The sequence below is a fragment of the Nitrobacter sp. NHB1 genome (genome assembly GCF_036964665.1).
Taxonomy (GTDB): Bacteria; Pseudomonadota; Alphaproteobacteria; order Rhizobiales; family Xanthobacteraceae; genus Nitrobacter.
Genome location: NZ_JBAMDA010000001.1, coordinates 2,212,835 through 2,229,911, shown reverse-complemented (window position 1 = coordinate 2,229,911; position 17,077 = coordinate 2,212,835). Strand labels below are relative to the sequence as shown.

Here is a 17,077-nt window from a genome sequence, read left to right as displayed (position 1 = left end):
TCGCGCGGATGAGCCAGCCCAGCCGCCGGCAGGTGATCGGTCTCGGAATCGGTGCGGCGGGCGTGGCCTGGTTCCGGCCGGCTATCGCTACACCCGCGGCCGGCGCGGAGACCGAATCCCAAGGTGAATCTCATGGCATGTCGGCGTTCGGCGACCTGAAATATCCGGCCGATTTCCATCACTTCGACTACGTCAATGTTGACGCGCCGAAAGGCGGCCTGTTTTCGACCATTCCGTCGAGCCGCGCCTTCAATCAATCGTTCCAGACCTTCAATTCGCTCAATGCCTTTATTTTGAAGGGCGACGGCGCGCAGGGCATGGGCATGACGTTCACGTCGCTGATGGCGCGGGCCGGCGACGAGCCCGATGCGATGTATGGACTGGCCGCGAAGTCGGTGCGCATCTCGGCCGACGGACTGACCTACCGCTTCGCGATGCGGCCGGAGATGCGGTTTCATGACGGGCAAAAACTGACCGCGCGCGATGCCGCGTTCTCTCTGATGGTCTTGAAGACCAAGGGGCATCCCCTGATCACGCAGCAGATGCGCGACATGGTGAGCGCGGAAGCACCCGACGACGCGACGCTGATCGTGACCTTCGCAGCCAAGCGCGGACGCGACGTGCCGCCGTTCATCGCCGGCCTGCCGATCTTTTCGCGGTCCTATTACACTTCGCATCCGTTCGAGGAATCGACGCTCGACGTCCCGCTCGGCAGCGGGCCGTACAAGGTCGGCCGGTTCGAGTCGAACCGTTTCATCGAGTTCGACCGGGTCAAGGACTGGTGGGGCGCCGACCTTCCGGTCTGCCGCGGTGCTTACAATTTCGATACGGTGCGGTTCGATTTTTATCGCGATCGCGACGTGGCTTTTGAAGGCTTCACCGGCCACAGCTACCTGTACCGCGAGGAATTCACCTCCCGCATCTGGAATACCCGCTACGATTTTCCGGCGATGACCGAGGGCCGCGTCAAGCGCGAGAAGTTACCCGACGAGACGCCGTCCGGCGCGCAGGGCTGGTTCATCAATACCCGCCGCGACAAGTTTAGGGATCCGCGCGTTCGCGAGGCGCTCGACTGCGCCTTCGATTTCGAGTGGACCAACAAGAGCATCATGTACGGCGCCTACGTGCGGACGGTGTCGCCGTTCCAGAATTCCGACCTGATGGCGAGCGGCCTGCCGTCGCCGGAGGAAGCGGCGTTGCTGGAGCCGTTCCGCGGCAAGGTGCCGGACGAGGTGTTCGGCCTGCCGTTCGTGCCGCCGGTATCCGACGGCTCGGGACAGGACCGCAAGCTGTTGCGCAGGGCCGTGCAACTGCTCAGCGATGCGGGCTTTCCCATCAAGGATGGCAAGCGGATGACGCCGCGGGGCGAGGTCTTTCGCGTCGAGTTCCTGCTCGATGAGCCGGCGTTCCAGGCCCATCATATGCCCTACATCAAGAATCTCGGGACGCTCGGCATCGAGGCGACGCTGCGGCTGGTCGATCCCGTGCAGGCGAGGGCACGGCGCGACGATTTCGATTTCGACATGGTGATCGAACGTTTCGGCTTCTCGACCGTTCCGGGCGATTCGCTGCGGCCGTTCTTTTCGTCGCAGGCAGCAAGGACCAAGGGATCGAACAACCTCGCCGGCATTTCGGATCCCGCGGTCGACTCCCTGGTGGAGCAGGTGATCGCCGCCGATACCCGCGCCAGGCTCGTGTTCGCCGCGCGCGCGCTGGACCGCGTCATTCGCGCCGGCCGTTACTGGGTGCCGCAATGGTATTCGAACGTGCACCGGCTGGCCTATTGGGATGTGTTCGGACATCCGCCGCGCTTGCCGAAATATCTCGGCGTGATGGCGCCTGACATCTGGTGGTCGGCGCCGGCCAAACCGGTATCGTCCGGGCAGGCAAAATAGGCATGAGCGCATATATCGCCCGCCGCATTCTGCTGATGATTCCCACATTGCTGGGCATCCTGTTCGTGTCGTTCGTCGTGGTGCAGTTCGCGCCCGGCGGTCCGGTCGAGCGGGTGATCGCGCAACTGAGCGGTGCGGACACCGGCGCGATGTCGCGCATTTCCGGATCGTCCGGCGGCGATTTCGGCGCGCGCGGCCAGGTCGGAGCGTCGTCCGACGCCATCAATTCGAAGTATCGCGGCGCCCAGGGACTCGATCCCGCCTTCATCAAGAGTCTTGAAAAGCAGTTCGGCTTCGACAAACCGGCGCCGGAACGCTTTCTGCTGATGGTGTGGAATTTCTCCCGCTTCGATTTCGGCAAGAGCTACTTCCGCGACACCACCGTGATCCAGCTCATCAAGGAAAAGCTGCCGGTCTCGATGTCGCTCGGCATCTGGATGACGCTTTTGACCTACCTGATTTCGATTCCGCTCGGAATCCGCAAAGCGGTCAAGGACGGATCGCGCTTCGACACCTGGACCTCGGCGGTGATTATCGTCGGCTTTGCGATCCCCGGCTTTCTGTTCGCGATCCTGCTCATTATCCTGTTTGCCGGAGGATCGTTCTTCAGCATCTTTCCTTTGCGCGGATTGACGTCGGACGGCTGGAGCCAGTTCCCCTGGTACTGGAAAATCCTCGATTATTTCTGGCACCTCACGCTGCCTATCATCTCGATGGCGCTGGGTGCCTTCGCCACGATGACGCTGCTGACCAAGAACTCGTTCCTCGACGAAATCCGTAAGCAATATGTGATTACGGCGCGCGCCAAGGGCTGTAGCGAGCGGCAGGTGCTTTACAATCACGTGTTCCGCAACGCCATGTTGATCGTTATCGCCGGTTTTCCCGGCGCGTTCGTTCACGCCTTCTTTTCAGGCTCGCTTTTGATCGAAACCATCTTTTCGCTCGACGGGCTCGGCCTTTTGGGGTTTGAGAGCGTGCTCAATCGCGACTATCCGGTGGTGTTCGGCACGCTGTTCATCTTTTCGCTGGTCGGGCTTGCGATCAACCTGATCTCCGATCTGACCTACATGTGGATCGATCCGCGGATCGACTTCGAGGCGCGGGAAGTCTGATGGCGGTGACTTCGCCAAAGCCCGTCGAATCCGGAGCCGTCTCGCCGCTGGGCGAAGCGGTGCCGCCGGCGCGCCATCCGCTCCGCCTGTCGCCGCTCAATCGTCGCCGCTGGCAGAGCTTCAAATCGAACCGGCGCGGCTACTGGTCGCTCTGGATATTCCTGATCCTGTTTTTCATTTCGCTGTTTGCGGAATTGATCGCCAACGACCGGCCGTTCCTGATCAGCTTCGACGGGCATCTCTATTTTCCGGCATTCGTGACCTATCCGGAAACCGCGTTCGGCGGCGACTTCCAGACCGCCGCCGACTATCGCGATCCCTATTTGCAGAAGCTGATCGCGGCGAAGGGCGGCACCATCATCTGGCCGCTGATCCGCTATTCCTACGACACCCACAACCTCGATCTGCCGACGCCGGCGCCCTCGAAACCGACCTGGCTTCTGACCGAGGCTGAATGCAAGGATGTGGTGCAGAGAAAGCACCTCACAGGTTGTCGCGATCTCGAATACAACTGGCTCGGCACCGACGATCAGGGGCGCGACGTCGTAGCGCGGCTGATTTACGGATTCCGCATCTCGGTCCTGTTCGGACTCTGCCTGACCATTGTGTCGTCGATCATCGGCATCGCGGCCGGCGGCGTGCAGGGATATTTCGGCGGCTGGATCGATCTCGGATTCCAGCGCTTCATCGAAGTCTGGACCGCGATCCCCTCGCTCTATCTGCTCTTGATACTGTCGTCGGTGCTGGTGCCGGGATTCTTCGTGCTGCTCGGAATCCTGCTGCTGTTCTCGTGGGTCTCGCTGGTCGGTCTGGTGCGCGCCGAATTCCTGCGCGGCCGTAACTTCGAATACATCACGGCGGCGCGGGCGCTCGGCGTGTCGAACGCGACCATCATGTTCCGCCATCTTCTGCCCAACGCTATGGTCGCGACCATGACGTTCCTGCCGTTCATCGTGTCGTCGTCGGTGATGACCCTGACCGCACTGGATTTCCTCGGCTTCGGGCTGCCGCCGGGCTCGCCCTCGCTCGGCGAAATGCTGGCGCAGGGCAAGGCCAACGTGCAGGCGCCGTGGCTTGGGTTCACCGGATTTTTCGCGCTCGCGATCATGCTGTCGCTCTTGATTTTCATCGGCGAAGCCGTGCGCGATGCCTTCGACCCGCGCAAGACGTTCAGGTAGGCCGGCATGAACGCCACCAGCCAGCCGCTGCTCGAGGTTCGCGACCTGTCCGTTGCGTTTCACCATGCCGGTGGACCATCGGTCGCCGTCGATCGTATTTCGTTCGATATCAAACGCGGCGAGTGCGTGGCGCTGGTCGGCGAATCCGGCTCCGGAAAATCCGTCAGCGCGCTCTCGGTCCTGAAGCTTCTGCCCTATCCGGCCGCGTCGCATCCCTCCGGCAACATCCGCTTCAAAGGCCGCGAACTGCTCGGCATGTCGGAGCGCGAGATCAGGAGCATTCGCGGCAACGACATCTCGATCATCTTCCAGGAGCCGATGACCTCGCTCAATCCGCTGCACACCATCGAAGCGCAGATCAGCGAGATAATGCTGCTGCACGGCGGGGTTCGCGGCGCGGCGGCACGGAAGCGGACCCTGGAGCTGCTGACACAAGTTGGCATTCCCGATCCGGAGACCCGGCTTGCCAGCTACCCGCATCAATTGTCCGGCGGCCAGCGCCAGCGGGTCATGATCGCAATGGCGCTCGCCAACGAACCCGACCTTCTGATAGCGGACGAGCCGACTACCGCGCTCGACGTCACCGTGCAGGCGCAGATCCTTACCCTGCTGGCGGATATCCGCGCCCGGCTCGGAATGAGTCTGTTGTTCATCACGCACGATCTCGGCATCGTCCGCCGCATCGCCGACCGTGTTTGCGTCATGAACGGCGGCAAGATCGTCGAGAAGGGACCGGTCGAGCAGGTCTTTGAAGAGCCGCACCATCCCTACACGCGCGAGTTGCTGGCCGCGGAGCCGAAGCCCGACCCGGCGCCGCCGCGGCCGGAGTCCCCGGTCGTGATCGAAGCCGACAATCTCAAGGTCTGGTTTCCGATCCGGCGCGGTCTGTTGCGCAAGACGGTCGGCCACATCAAGGCGGTGGACGGCGTGACGCTGAAGGTGCGCAAGGGCGAAACGCTCGGCGTCGTCGGCGAATCCGGGTCCGGCAAGACCACGCTCGGGCTGGCGCTGTTGCGGCTGATCTCGTCGGATGGCCCGATCGCGTTCCTCAGCAAGAACATCCAGGGGCTGCGCTTCAAGGCGATGCGGCCGTTCCGTCGCGACATGCAGATTGTGTTTCAGGATCCGTTCGGGGCGTTGAGCCCGCGAATGTCGGTCGGCGATATCGTGGCCGAGGGTTTGAGCGTGCATCAGCGAGCGCTTTCGGACACTGAGCGCGAGGCGCGGGTGGTCAAGGCGCTTAAGGATGTCGGGCTCGATCCGGCGACACGCTTCCGCTATCCGCACGAATTCTCCGGCGGCCAGCGCCAGCGCATCAGCATCGCGCGCGCCGTGGTGCTGGAGCCGAATTTCGTCGTGCTGGACGAGCCGACCAGCGCGCTCGACATGCTGTTCCAGGCGCAGATGGTCGATCTCTTGCGCGAATTGCAGCGCAAGCGCGACCTGACCTACATGTTCATCTCGCATGACCTGCGCGTGGTCGCCTCTCTTGCCAGCCATCTCATCGTGATGCGGAACGGCAAGGTGGTCGAGGAAGGGCCGGCGTCGCACCTGTTCAAGAGTCCGAAATCGGATTACACGCGCGCGCTGTTTGCGGCGGCCTTCCGGCTTGAGACTGCGCCGGGCGAATCGAGCGCAAAATAAATCAATCTAGAGCAACGGGTTGTCAGTTGGAATCGAAAGCGATTCACAAATCAGGCTGAAAATGATTCAAAGTATGCGGAGGTGATTTGCCATGCCGTATCCTTTGTCGAACGATCTTCGTGAACGTGTTGTGGCGCATGTCGAGGCGGGGCATTCCTGCCACCATGCGGCGGAGCGCTTCGGAACTTCGGTGTCTTTCGTCGTCAATTTGATGAGGCTCTGGCGGCAGACCGGCCGGGTTGATCCACGGCCTCGCGGCGGCTTCCGGCATGGCAAGCTCGCGCCCCACCGGGACTTTATTCTCGCTGCTGTGGCGGCCCGCGATGACATCACCATGCCTGAGCTGGCGAAAGAACTGTCGAAAGCCAAAGGCGTCAAAGCCGACCCGTCGACCCTTTCGAAGTTTCTGATCGCCTGCGGGCTCAGCTTCAAAAAAAACTCTTCGGGCCAGCGAACAAGACAGACCTGAACTGGCCAAGGCCCGGGCCGAGTGGAAAGTGGGCCGCCAGCCCATCATGCGCAAGCAGCGCGAGCGGCTGATCTTCATTGACGAGACCGGCACCACCACCAAGATGACGCGCCTGCGCGGACGCTCAACAAAAGGCACACGGTTGAACAGCAAGGCTCCCTTCGGCCATTGGGGCACGCAGACCTTCGTGGCGGGCCTCAAGTGCGACGGCCTCATCGCCCCCTGGGTCATTGATGCCCCAATGAACCGGGTGATCTTCGAGACCTATGTCGAAACCCAGCTCGCGCCCGCCCTCAAGCCAGGCGACGTCGTCATCCTCGACAACCTCTCCAGCCATAAAAGTGAGCGGGCCGAAAAAGCGATCCGGGCGCAAGGCGCATGGCTCCTGTTCCTGCCGCCCTATAGCCCGGACCTCAATCCCATTGAAATGGCCTTCGCAAAACTCAAGGCCCATCTACGCGCCAGGGCTGTCAGAACCATCGACGATCTTTGGAAGGCCATCGGCAACATCTGCGCGCTCTTCTCTCCGCATGAGTGCTCAAACTACTTCAATGCCGCCGGATATGGATTTAAATGAGCGCCCGATGCTCTAGCCGCTTCACGCTCGTCACTTCGCTTCCCGCCGCCTTGATGCGGGCGGTCGCCTCGTCAATGCGCTCAACGGCGGTGGCCATGTGATGCGCGTTGGCGTGGACCAGCGTTGTCGCGTCCCGGACGATGGCGACGTGTCCTTTCCAGAACATCAAATCGCCACGCCGAGGCTGTTGCACCTCCGCCGGCGATAGCGTTCGGCCCAGGGCTCGCTCCTGCATGTCGCTGTCGCGCGGGCATCCGATGCCGGATGCATTGAGCGCCACCTGCACAAGGCCCGAGCAGTCGATGCCGAGGCTGGTCTTGCCGCCCCACAGATACGGCGTTCCGACGAACATGTCGGCGACCGTGACGAAATCCACCGCGATGTGTTCGAGCGGCGCGACATGGATGGCGGGTATGTGGAGATTGCCGGTGGCGATGGCGAAGACGCCGTCATGGCGCTGGACGGTCAGCCTGACGCCGAGCGACAGCGTCTCGGCCGGCTGTAGCTTGATCGATGGTCCGGGAAACGCAAACGTCCGCAAGGCAATGACCTTGTGCGTCGGTGCCGCGCCGGGCCTTGCGAGCGTACGGTCGGGCAGCCAGCCGACATAGCCGTCGCCGTTCAACTGACCCCAGGCCCAGCCTTCGGCGTTGTGGTCGTAGATCGTGACGCGCTCGCCGCGCAGCGCCTGGGTGTCGAGCATCGCATCGGGCGAAGGCTGGCGCCGCAGCGGTGCCACGGGGTCAACGACCTCCCATTCCTCGCCATCGGCGAAGCGCGCTGCCTCGATCGTGCCCTCGAGATAGCGGGCGGCGACCTCCGGCCGGGCCGGCGTGAGACGCGGATCATCCATAACGTTCGCTCAGCAGTCTGTAGATCGCGCGCGCGGCCTGGCATTCGCCGCCTTCCGGACGCGCCGGTTTCGCCGACGGCGTCCAGCCATAGATGTCGACATGAAGCCAGTTCTTCGCCGCTTCGACGAAGCGCTGCAGGAACAGCGCGCAGACGATCGAGCCGGCAAAACCGCCCGACGGCGCATTGTTGATGTCGGCGACCTTGGAATCGAGCCACGAATCGTAAGCAGGCCAGAGCGGCATCCGCCACAGCGGATCGTTCTCGGCTTGCGCGCAGCGCGCGACATCGAGCGCCAATGCGTCATCGCTCGTATAGAACGGCGGAATATCCGGTCCCAGCGCCACGCGCGCCGCGCCGGTGAGCGTCCCCAGATCGATCAGCAGGTCGGGCGTCTCTTCATCGGCCAGCGCCAGCGCGTCGGCGAGGACCAGCCGGCCCTCGGCGTCGGTGTTGCCGATTTCCACCGTCGGTCCCTTGCGCGACGGAAAGATGTCGAGCGGCCGGAACGCGTTGCCGGCCACGGAGTTTTCGACCGCCGGGATCAGCACGCGCAGCCGGACCTTCAGCTTCGCATCCATGACCATCAGCGCTAAAGCCAGCACGTTGGCCGCGCCGCCCATGTCCTTCTTCATGATGGCCATGCCGCTGGCGGTTTTGAGATCGACGCCGCCGGTATCGAAGCAGACGCCTTTCCCGACCAGCGTAACCTTCGGGTGCGCGGGATCGCCCCAGGCGATATCGATCAGGCGCGGTGCGCGCGGCGAGGCCATGCCGACCGCATGGATCAGCGGAAAATTCCGGTGCCTCAAATCGTCGCCGACGACGCAGCCGAATTCCGCGCCGAAACGCTGCGCAAGGTTCTCGGCCGTCGCCGCAAGCTCCTCCGGTCCCATATCGTTGGCCGGCGTATTGATCAGGTCGCGGGCAAGCGTTGCGGCTTCCGCCATCCGCGAGATCGCCGCGATGTCGATGCCGTTGGGCGGCACCAGCCGCGCTTTCGGTGCGTCTGTCTTGCGGTAGCGATCGAAGCGGTAGTTGCCGAGCGCGAACGCCAGCGCCGCGAGATGCATATCGTGCGGTGAATTGGCAAAGCGGAATGTTCCGGCGGGCAACAGCCCCGGCAGCTTGCCGGCGAGAAAGGGATCGCGCGCGAGGTCCGATGCATCGCCAAGTCCGAAGAGAATGTGTGAGACGTCGCCGTTCGCTGCGGGCAGCGCGAGGTACTGCCCCGGCTTCGCCGCAAAGCCGCTCGCCTCCGCAAACCGGCGTGCCGGACCGTCAAGCGTTGCACCCATCGTTTTCCACGTGGCCTTGGCCACAAAGGTGATCGGAACGGCCTCTCCGGCCGGCGCGGTCGCAAACGCGGGATGCATGGTTGTCTCGATCTCTCGGTTTGATGAGGTCTTTTAACGGGAGGAGGCTTGGGTGTCAGGCAGGGTAGTTAACCAGACGTTAGGGTTAACAGTCTATTGCTGAAACCGTCCAGCTTCCCGATCGTCCAGCAATTGCGAGTAGGTGCCATGCGTCAGCAGTCGTGTCTCGCCAGGCTCCTCGCATCCGCAGCCGTGACGGCGGTGCTGGCGGCCGGACTCGCCGGTTGTCAGACCGCGGGCATGCCTGACATCACCGGCTCGCTCGGCGCAAGGGCGGAGGCGAATCCCGCAACCGATCCTCATCGCACCGCCGAAGTCTATGGTGAGCGATTTCGCGCCAATCCCAAGGACCCCGATGCGGCCCTGAAGTACGGACAGGCGTTGCGTGCCATCGGGCAGCGCGCCCAGGCCGTTGCGGTGCTGGAACGCGCCGCGATCCTGAATCCGGGCAACAAGGCGGTGCTAGCTGGCTGGGGGCGGGCGCTAGCCGACAACGGTCAGTCCCAGGAGGCGTTCGATGTGCTCAGCCGGGCGCACACGCCGGTAAATCCGGACTGGCGAATTCTCTCGGTCCAGGGGACCACGCTCGACAAACTCGGCCGTCACGATGACGCCCGCCGCTATTACGCGAGCGCGCTCAGGATCAGGCCCGACGAGCCCTCGGTGCTGTCCAATCTGGGCATGTCGTATGTTCTGACCAAGGAGCTTCCAAAAGCCGAGAAGGTGTTGCGCCGCGCTTACGCCAGCGCTCGGGCCGACAGCCGGATCCGGCAGAACCTGGCGCTGGTCGTCGGCTTGCAGGGCCGGTTCGACGAGGCTGAGAGCATCGTGAAAGCCGATTTGCCCGCCGACGAAGCCGCGGCTAACGTCGCCTATCTGAAGCAGATGCTCGGCCGCGGCGCCCACGCGCGGGCCAGTGCGGGAAATGGTCTCGATCCGGATTCCCGCAAGTCATGAGCGTTGGATTCATCAAGGGGTGACCGGCCCGCCGGGTCCCCTGCGCCGCCGATTGCAAGTCCTCAATGCATTTGGGCCGCGATCTTGATGCCCGTCGGCCCGAGAATGACCACGAACAGCACGGGCAGGAAGAACACGATCATCGGGACCGTCAACTTGGGCGGCAGGGCAGCCGCCTTCTTCTCGGCTTCGGTCATGCGCATGTCGCGGTTTTCCTGGGCCATCACACGAAGGCTTTGCGCGAGCGGAGTACCGTATCGTTCCGACTGCTGGAGCGCGAGACACACCGATTTCACGCCTTCGATCCCGGTGCGTTTCGCCAGATTCTCGTAGGCGACCTTGCGGTCCTGAAGGTACGACAGTTCGGCCGTGGTCAGCGTGAACTCCTCGGCCAGCGCGACCGACTGGCTGCCGATTTCCGTGCTGACCTTGCGGAAAGCGACTTCGATGGACATGCCGGATTCGATGCAGATCAGCAGCAGATCGAGCGCGTCCGGGAAGGCTCGTTTGATCGAGAGCTGCCGCTTGGCGATGGCGTTCTTCAGAAACAGCATGGGCGCCTGCAGGCCGAGAAACGCAGCGCCGATACAGATGCCGATCTTGATCGGGGTGGACTGCTTCATGTGTGACAGCAGGAAAACGTAGACGATTGCCCCGATCAGCATCACGATCGGGGTGACCATGCGGAAGAACAGGAAGGTGATGTAAGGAGCCTGGCCGCGATACCCCGCCATGACAAGCTTCTCGCGCGCGGCTTCCTGAGCCACCCACTTGCCGAGATTGAGGTCTTCCACGATCTTCGAGACGAACTGCTTCGGGACCTGACGAAGCGAGACCTTTTCGGATTTCGCGAGCCGCTCGCGCTCGCGCTGCCGGATGCGTTCGCGCTCGCTGGCGACGGCCTTCATCCGCTTGGTGAGCCCCTCCGCCGCGAAGAACGGCGTGATCAGAGTATAGGCAGTTGCGCTGGCGGCGATGGCGGCGAGGACCATCGTCATGAACTGCGGATCGTGGAGTTTCTCGATCAGGAAGTCGAGCATGATGCACCGTCAGAAGTCGAAGTTGATCATTTTCTTCATCACCAAGATGCCAGCCGACATCCACAACACGCAGCCGGCCAGCATCAGCCGCCCGGTGGGATGGGTCCACAGCAGCGCGATGTAGTCCGGTGTGGACAGATAGACCAGCAGCATGACGACCGGAGGCAGCGAGCCGATGATCGCGGCGGACGCCTTGGCTTCCATCGACATGGCCTGGATCTTCTCGGCCATCTTTTTGCGATCGCGCAGCACCTTGGACAGGTTGCCGAGAGCTTCCGACAGGTTGCCGCCGGATTTCTGCTGGATCGAGATGACGATGCCGAAGAAGTTCGCTTCGGGAACCGGCATGCGCTCGAACAGGCGCGAACAGGCATCGCCGAGCGGCATGCCGATTGCCTGTGTCTCGATGATCGCCGCGAATTCGCTTTTCAGCGGTTCCGGCGAGTCGGCCGCGACGACCTTGATGGATTCGAACAGCGGCAGGCCGGCCTTGATGCCGCGAACAATCACGTCCACCGCATCGGGAAGCGCGCGCAGAAACGCCTTCTCGCGGCGCGTCTTGAGGAAGCCCAGCAGCCAGCGCGGCAAGCCGAAGCCCGCCGCGAATGCCAGGCCGACCGCGGCGACCGGCCCGGCTCCCGAAAACATCGGAACGGCAAAACAGACCGCGGCGAAAATGCCGGAGACGATCAGAAATTTCTCCCTCGACCAGGACAGGCCGGCCTGTGCGATGCGGTCGTTGAGCGCGATCTTGCGGTCGCGCTTCTGGCGTTGCTCGATTTCCCGCAGCGATCCCTCGATCTGCTCGCGACGCGAGCGCTGGGCCCTGTCGACCTGACGGACAGCCGGCGCCGTCCGCGCGAATGCCGAACGGCGCTTCTCCGCCTTCGCCTCGCCCGACAGCGCCGGATACAGGAACACCCATGCGACGCCGCCGACCGCGGTTGCAGCCATGAATGCCAGTGCGAGGGTCTGCAAGTTCATGGGCGCGCGTCCTCAGATCTCGATCTTGACGTCAGCCGCATCGAGCGCGGCCGCGAGCCGCTTCTCCTCGTTATAGTACCGGGCGCGCTCCCAGAACCGCGGCCGGCCGATTCCGGTCGAGCGGTGCCGGCCGACCACGTTTCCGTTGGCATCCTCGCCAAGCAGATCGTAGACGAAGATTTCCTGGGTGATGATGGTGTCGCCTTCCATTCCCATCACTTCGGTGATGTGAGTGATACGGCGCGAGCCGTCGCGAAGGCGGGCAGCCTGAATGATGACGTCGATCGAGGCGCAGATCATCTCGCGGATGGTGCGCGAGGGCAGCGCGAAGCCCCCCATCGTGATCATCGACTCGCAGCGCGACAGCGCCTCGCGCGGGTTATTGGCGTGCAGCGTGCCCATCGAGCCGTCATGGCCGGTGTTCATGGCCTGCAGCAAATCGAAGGCCTCGGGTCCGCGAACCTCGCCGACGATGATGCGCTCGGGGCGCATACGAAGGCAGTTTCGGACCAGTTCGCGCATCGAGACCTGGCCCTCGCCCTCGATGTTGGGCGGCCGGGTTTCGAGCCGCACCACATGCGGCTGCTGCAACTGAAGCTCGGCGGCGTCTTCACAGGTGATGATGCGCTCGTCGTGGTCGATATAGTTCGTGAGGCAATTCAGCAGCGTGGTCTTGCCGGAGCCGGTGCCGCCCGAGATCAGGACGTTGGCGCGGCAGCGTCCGATGATCTGGAGGATCGTGCCGCCCTCCGGCGTAATAGCGCCGAACTTCACCAGTTGATCGAGGGTCAGCTTGTCCTTCCTGAATTTACGGATTGTCAGCGCGGGCCCGTCGATCGCCAGCGGCGGAACGATGGCGTTGACGCGGGATCCGTCGGCGAGACGGGCGTCGCATATCGGCGAGGATTCATCGACCCGGCGGCCGACCTGGCTGACGATCCGCTGGCAGATATTCAACAGTTGCTGGTTGTCGCGGAACCGGATTCCGGTCCGCTGGATCTTGCCGGCGACTTCGATGAAGACCGTGCCGGCGCCGTTGACCATGATGTCCGCGATGTCGTCGCGGGACAGCAGCGGCTCGAGCGGACCGTAGCCGAGAACGTCGTTGCAGATGTCGTCGAGCAGCTCTTCCTGCTCGGCGATCGACATCACGATGTTTTTGATCGCGATGATCTCATTGACGATGTCGCGGATTTCCTCGCGCGCGGATTCGCCGTCGAGCTTGGCAAGCTGGGCGAGATCGATGGCCTCGATCAGGGCGCCGAAAATCGTCGCCTTGACCTGATAATAGGTTTCGGACCGGCGGGCTTCGATGGCCGGCGTCTGCGGGGCGGGGCGCGCCGGCGCGAGCGGCGGCGAGGCGACGGCCGGCGAAGCGGTCTCCGCGGGCGCTCGCACATTCTGGACGGCCGGGGCGGCCTCCAGCGTCAGGCCCGCCATCTTCCGGGCGTCGTCCTCTGGTCCGCTACGCTTGCCAAACACGACGGTACTCCACGCAGTGACTTATTTCGCCCGCAACTTCTCGATGAATGGCGGCAGAAACGATTTTCGCGGCTTCTTTGCCTCGCCGCGGCCGGTCAGGCGCTGGGCGATCTGCAAGAACATGTCCGTGATGCGGTGGCTCGCCGCGATTTCGGCGATCATCTGGCCGTTGTTCGCGGCCGACCCGAACAACTGCGGGTCGAACGGGATGCTGACAATCGGCTGGCTTTCAATGGCTTTGGCGAATTCGTTGGTGCTGATCTCGGGCCGCTTGGGAACGCCGACCTGGTTGAGGCAATAGAGCGGAGGCCGGTCGTTCGGCCGCGCTGCCTTGAGCAGATCGAACAGGTTTTTCGTGTTGCGAAGGTTGGCGAGATCGGGCGTCGCGACGATAAGGATGTCGTCCGCACCGATCAGGGCGCGCTTGGTCCAGCCCGACCATTGATGCGGGATATCGAGCACGATACAGGGCATCGTCGCCCGCAGGGTATCGAGAATCGAGTCGAACGCCTCCGTTCCAAAGTCATAGACCCGGTCCAGCGTCGCCGGCGCGGCGAGCAGGCTCAGATGATCGGTGCATCTCGACAACAGCCGATCGACGAACGCCGTGTCGATGCGGTCCGGCGAAAACACGGCATCGGCGATGCCTTGCGGCGGGTCCTGATTAAAGTCCAGCCCGGCCGTGCCGAAGGCGAGATCGAGGTCGGCGACGACGGAATCGAGCGCCAGATCGCGTGCAATCGCCCAGGCGACATTGTGGGCGATCGTCGACGCGCCGACGCCGCCCTTGGCGCCGGCAACGGCGATGACCCGGCCGACTGCCTTGGCTTCAGGAGCTGAAAACAGGCCGCAAACCGCGCGTACGATGTCGATGGCGGTGACCGGCGCGATGACATAATCGCTGACGCCACGCTTGACCAGTTCGCGATACAGCGTGACGTCGTTGACGCGGCCGATCACGATGACGCGCGTGCCTGCGTCGCACACGGTTGCAAGCTGGTCGAGCCCGGCGAGGATATCGCCGCGCTCGTCAGTTTCGAGAATGATGACGTTCGGCGTCGGTGCCGAGCGATAGGCTTCCGCGGCGACGACCATGCCGCCCATCTGGATCTTGAGGTGAGCCTTGCCCAGCCGGCGATCCTCGCCGGCCGCTTGCACGGCCGTGGCTGTTTCCATCGTCTCGCAAAAGGCCTGCACCGATACGCGCGGCGCCGGCGCGATATGATCGTCGGCCTTCGGCGAAGGGGAGGCGGTTGGCTCTTCTGCGTCCTGGCGAGGGTAACTGATCATTGTCCCACACTGCTGATTTTGCTCTTATCATCCGGATAGACGGTGGCTGACGATTGACCCTGTCGATACTTGTCGAGCGCGTAGGTCCGACGGGCGGTATAGGCTGGCGTTTCCGGGCGCGGTTGCACGAGGTCGGAGGGATTATCGACCATTGCAGCAAGATTGCGCTGGCTTGCGCAGCCAAAATTCCAGTACGGCTTGTTGTCGAGATAGCCCTTGTTCTTGATCGAAGGGCCGAGGTCTTCCGGCCAGACGCCGCAGGGGCCCGCCACGGCCGCGATTTTCGGATAGGTAAGGCGAATGGTTGCGAACAGGCGCGGGTCGGCGGGATGGTAATGCCGGACGATAATTCCGCGCGACGGCACGCCCGCGGCGCTCAACAGAGAGCGCACCTCCCTGAATGAATCGGCGGCGGCCCGGGCGTTGCTGGTGCCGGACGGAACCTCGGCGACGATGGCGCCGGTTCCTTCGCGGAGCCAGACGCTCGCCAGCCCGACGACATCGGCGCGCTGCGATGCCGACAGGCCGCCGCGCGTGTTGCCGACGAAGATGTTGACGGTCCGGTTGGCTTCCTGGATCGCAATGGGATGCCGCAAGCGATAATCGTTCGGAATGCTCGCGGTGGTGCCCTCCTGGCTCGTATGCGTGCAGGCGCCCAGCGCGGCGGCCAGGCCGGCTATGAGGACAGCCACGCGAAGACTGCGGTAGCGTTCGGCGGAATCTGCGGATGTCATCGTTTCGTTCCTTGCCCCGCCTCAGTCGGTGATGAAGCCATAGCTGCCGCGATATTGGCGCGCGGGTTCGGCGCGACCCGGAACGCCGTAGATGCGGTTGATGCTGCCCAGCAGGTCGGCCTGCGGGTCCGATGCATCTGCGAACCCGTCGTCGGGCCGCGACAGATCCTTCTGCGCGACGGCGCGCACGACGTAAGGCGTCACCAGGATCATCAGCTCGGTATTGTTGTTGACGTAGTCGCGGCTGCGGAACAGCGTTCCCAGCACCGGGATCTGGGATACCCCCGGCATGCCGCTGATCGACTGCTTGGTCTGCTGCTTGATAAGCCCGGCCATGACCATCGAGCCGCCGGACGGGATTTCAAGTGTTGTATCGGCGCGGCGGGTTTTCAGCGACGGCACCGTCGTGCCGTTGTAGGTGAACGCGCCTTCTTGCGAAAGCTCCGATACTTCGGTCGCGACGTGCAGGCTGATCCGGCCTCCGCTCATGACGACCGGCGTGAAGCCAAGCGAGATGCCGAACTTCTTGAACTGAACCGTCGGAGATGTACAGACACCTCCGGTACAACTGGGTATGCCCGGCACGGGAAATTCGCCACCGGCGAGGAAGTTTGCCGATTCGCCGGAAATCGCGGTCAGGCTGGGCTCGGCGAGCGTGCGGATGACGCCTGCGTTTTCCATTGCGCGCAGCGTCGCCTGAACGCTCGGCACCGTCACGCCGTTGACGACGCTCTTGCCGAAGCCGCCCACAGCGCTGTTGCCACTCACCAAAGGGCCGCCGTTTGAGGTGAAAGGATTGGCGTTATTGAAATTCACGACGGCGGTGCCGTAGCTCATGTTGGCGCTCAAATCGACGCCAAGCTGCTTGATGATGTCGCGCTGCACCTCTGCGACCACCACCTTCAGCATCACCTGGTCGCGGCCGCGAACCGCTATGCTGTTGACGACCTTGTCGGCGCCGCCCGCGAGGCGTGCAGCCAGATCGGCCGCCTGCTGGGCTTCCACCGGGTTCTGGGCCCAACCCGAAAGCATGATGCCGTCGCCGAGGCCGTCGATCTTGATGTCCGCATTCGGCAAAAGCTGTTTGAGCGCGGCGCGCAAGCCGTTGAGGTCGCGCGTGACCGCGATATCGTAGGCCGAAATCTGCTGGCCGCTGCTGTCGAAGAATATGATGTTGGTTTGACCGACCGCGGCGCCGATGATGTAGGCACGCTGCGCCGATCTCACCACCGCATTTGCGATCTTCGGGTCGGCGACCAGGACGTCCTTGACGTCACGAGGCAAGTCCACCACGACGGACTTGCCGATGCCGAGCGAGAGAGATTGCGCGTGCATCTTCGCGCCGGCCGTTGCGGTCGGCACGCGGGAATCGCTCGCGAATGCCGGCGTCAGCGCCGGGTTTAGCGTGAAGGCGGCGATTGCCGCGAACGAGAGAGACCGCGCCACAAAGGCCTGTAGCGGTGCCGGATTTGTCGTCCACGTCATGA

Annotated in this window: 14 protein-coding genes; 6 read left to right on the top strand and 8 right to left on the bottom strand. The window is 63.4% G+C overall.

Features of this window, described 5'->3' with window-relative positions:
- The first annotated feature begins 8 nt into the window (after window positions 1-8).
- From V4R08_RS10370 to V4R08_RS10350, 5 genes are all read left to right on the top strand, one after another.
- Entirely contained in the window at window positions 9-1,895 is a 1,887-nt protein-coding gene (locus tag V4R08_RS10370; protein WP_335579281.1) for an extracellular solute-binding protein, read from the top strand.
- Between the two features lie 2 nt (window positions 1,896-1,897).
- A complete protein-coding gene (locus V4R08_RS10365) occupies window positions 1,898-3,007 on the top strand; it encodes a microcin C ABC transporter permease YejB (protein WP_335579280.1) in 1,110 nt (369 codons plus the stop codon).
- Window positions 3,007-4,185: an ABC transporter permease gene (locus V4R08_RS10360; RefSeq protein WP_335579279.1), complete on the top strand. Its 1,179-nt coding sequence runs from the start codon at window positions 3,007-3,009 to the stop codon at window positions 4,183-4,185. Before V4R08_RS10365 ends, V4R08_RS10360 begins: the two co-directional genes overlap by 1 nt.
- Before the next feature lie 6 nt (window positions 4,186-4,191).
- Complete coding sequence (locus tag V4R08_RS10355; protein WP_335579278.1) at window positions 4,192-5,829, top strand: ABC transporter ATP-binding protein; 1,638 nt, start codon at window positions 4,192-4,194, stop codon at window positions 5,827-5,829.
- 91 nt (window positions 5,830-5,920) lie between these two features.
- A protein-coding gene (locus tag V4R08_RS10350; protein ID WP_442935650.1) for an IS630 family transposase occupies window positions 5,921-6,875 on the top strand; the annotation gives its coding sequence in 2 pieces (ribosomal slippage) (window positions 5,921-6,240 and window positions 6,239-6,875; 957 coding nt in all).
- Here V4R08_RS10350 and V4R08_RS10345 read toward each other — a convergent pair.
- Both V4R08_RS10345 and V4R08_RS10340 read right to left on the bottom strand, forming a co-directional pair.
- Window positions 6,868-7,728, bottom strand: coding sequence for a C40 family peptidase (locus V4R08_RS10345; protein WP_335579276.1), 861 nt, complete (start codon window positions 7,726-7,728; stop codon window positions 6,868-6,870). The genes V4R08_RS10350 and V4R08_RS10345 overlap by 8 nt on opposite strands.
- The gene (locus V4R08_RS10340) at window positions 7,721-9,103 is read right to left on the bottom strand and encodes a leucyl aminopeptidase family protein (protein WP_335579275.1); all 1,383 of its coding nucleotides are present in this window, start codon (window positions 9,101-9,103) and stop codon (window positions 7,721-7,723) included. The genes V4R08_RS10345 and V4R08_RS10340 overlap by 8 nt, the downstream gene beginning before the upstream one ends.
- Before the next feature lie 147 nt (window positions 9,104-9,250).
- Between V4R08_RS10340 and V4R08_RS10335 the strand changes: the two genes are divergently transcribed.
- Complete coding sequence (locus V4R08_RS10335) at window positions 9,251-10,060, top strand: tetratricopeptide repeat protein (protein ID WP_335579274.1); 810 nt, start codon at window positions 9,251-9,253, stop codon at window positions 10,058-10,060.
- 62 nt (window positions 10,061-10,122) lie between these two features.
- On the opposite strand, the gene V4R08_RS10330 is transcribed toward V4R08_RS10335, so the two are convergent.
- Genes V4R08_RS10330 through V4R08_RS10305 form a run of 6 tightly spaced genes read right to left on the bottom strand, consistent with a single transcriptional unit; the run spans window position 10,123 to window position 17,075 of the window.
- Window positions 10,123-11,100 (bottom strand): type II secretion system F family protein, encoded by a 978-nt coding sequence (locus tag V4R08_RS10330; protein ID WP_335579273.1) that lies wholly within the window; start codon window positions 11,098-11,100, stop codon window positions 10,123-10,125.
- A gap of 9 nt (window positions 11,101-11,109) precedes the next feature.
- On the bottom strand, window positions 11,110-12,084 hold the full coding sequence (locus tag V4R08_RS10325) for a type II secretion system F family protein (protein WP_335579272.1): 975 nt from the start codon (window positions 12,082-12,084) through the stop codon (window positions 11,110-11,112).
- A 12-nt stretch (window positions 12,085-12,096) separates the two neighbouring features.
- Window positions 12,097-13,566 (bottom strand): TadA family conjugal transfer-associated ATPase, encoded by a 1,470-nt coding sequence (locus V4R08_RS10320; protein WP_335579271.1) that lies wholly within the window; start codon window positions 13,564-13,566, stop codon window positions 12,097-12,099.
- A 21-nt stretch (window positions 13,567-13,587) separates the two neighbouring features.
- Window positions 13,588-14,856 carry a CpaE/TadZ family protein gene (locus V4R08_RS10315; RefSeq protein WP_335579270.1) on the bottom strand — a complete coding sequence of 423 codons (1,269 nt, stop codon included), beginning with the start codon at window positions 14,854-14,856 and terminating at the stop codon, window positions 13,588-13,590.
- On the bottom strand, window positions 14,853-15,590 hold the full coding sequence (locus V4R08_RS10310; protein ID WP_335579269.1) for a CpaD family pilus assembly protein: 738 nt from the start codon (window positions 15,588-15,590) through the stop codon (window positions 14,853-14,855). The genes V4R08_RS10315 and V4R08_RS10310 overlap by 4 nt, the downstream gene beginning before the upstream one ends.
- A gap of 21 nt (window positions 15,591-15,611) precedes the next feature.
- Window positions 15,612-17,075, bottom strand: a complete 1,464-nt coding sequence (locus V4R08_RS10305; protein WP_335579268.1) for a type II and III secretion system protein family protein — start codon at window positions 17,073-17,075, stop codon at window positions 15,612-15,614.
- Window positions 17,076-17,077 lie beyond the last annotated feature (2 nt).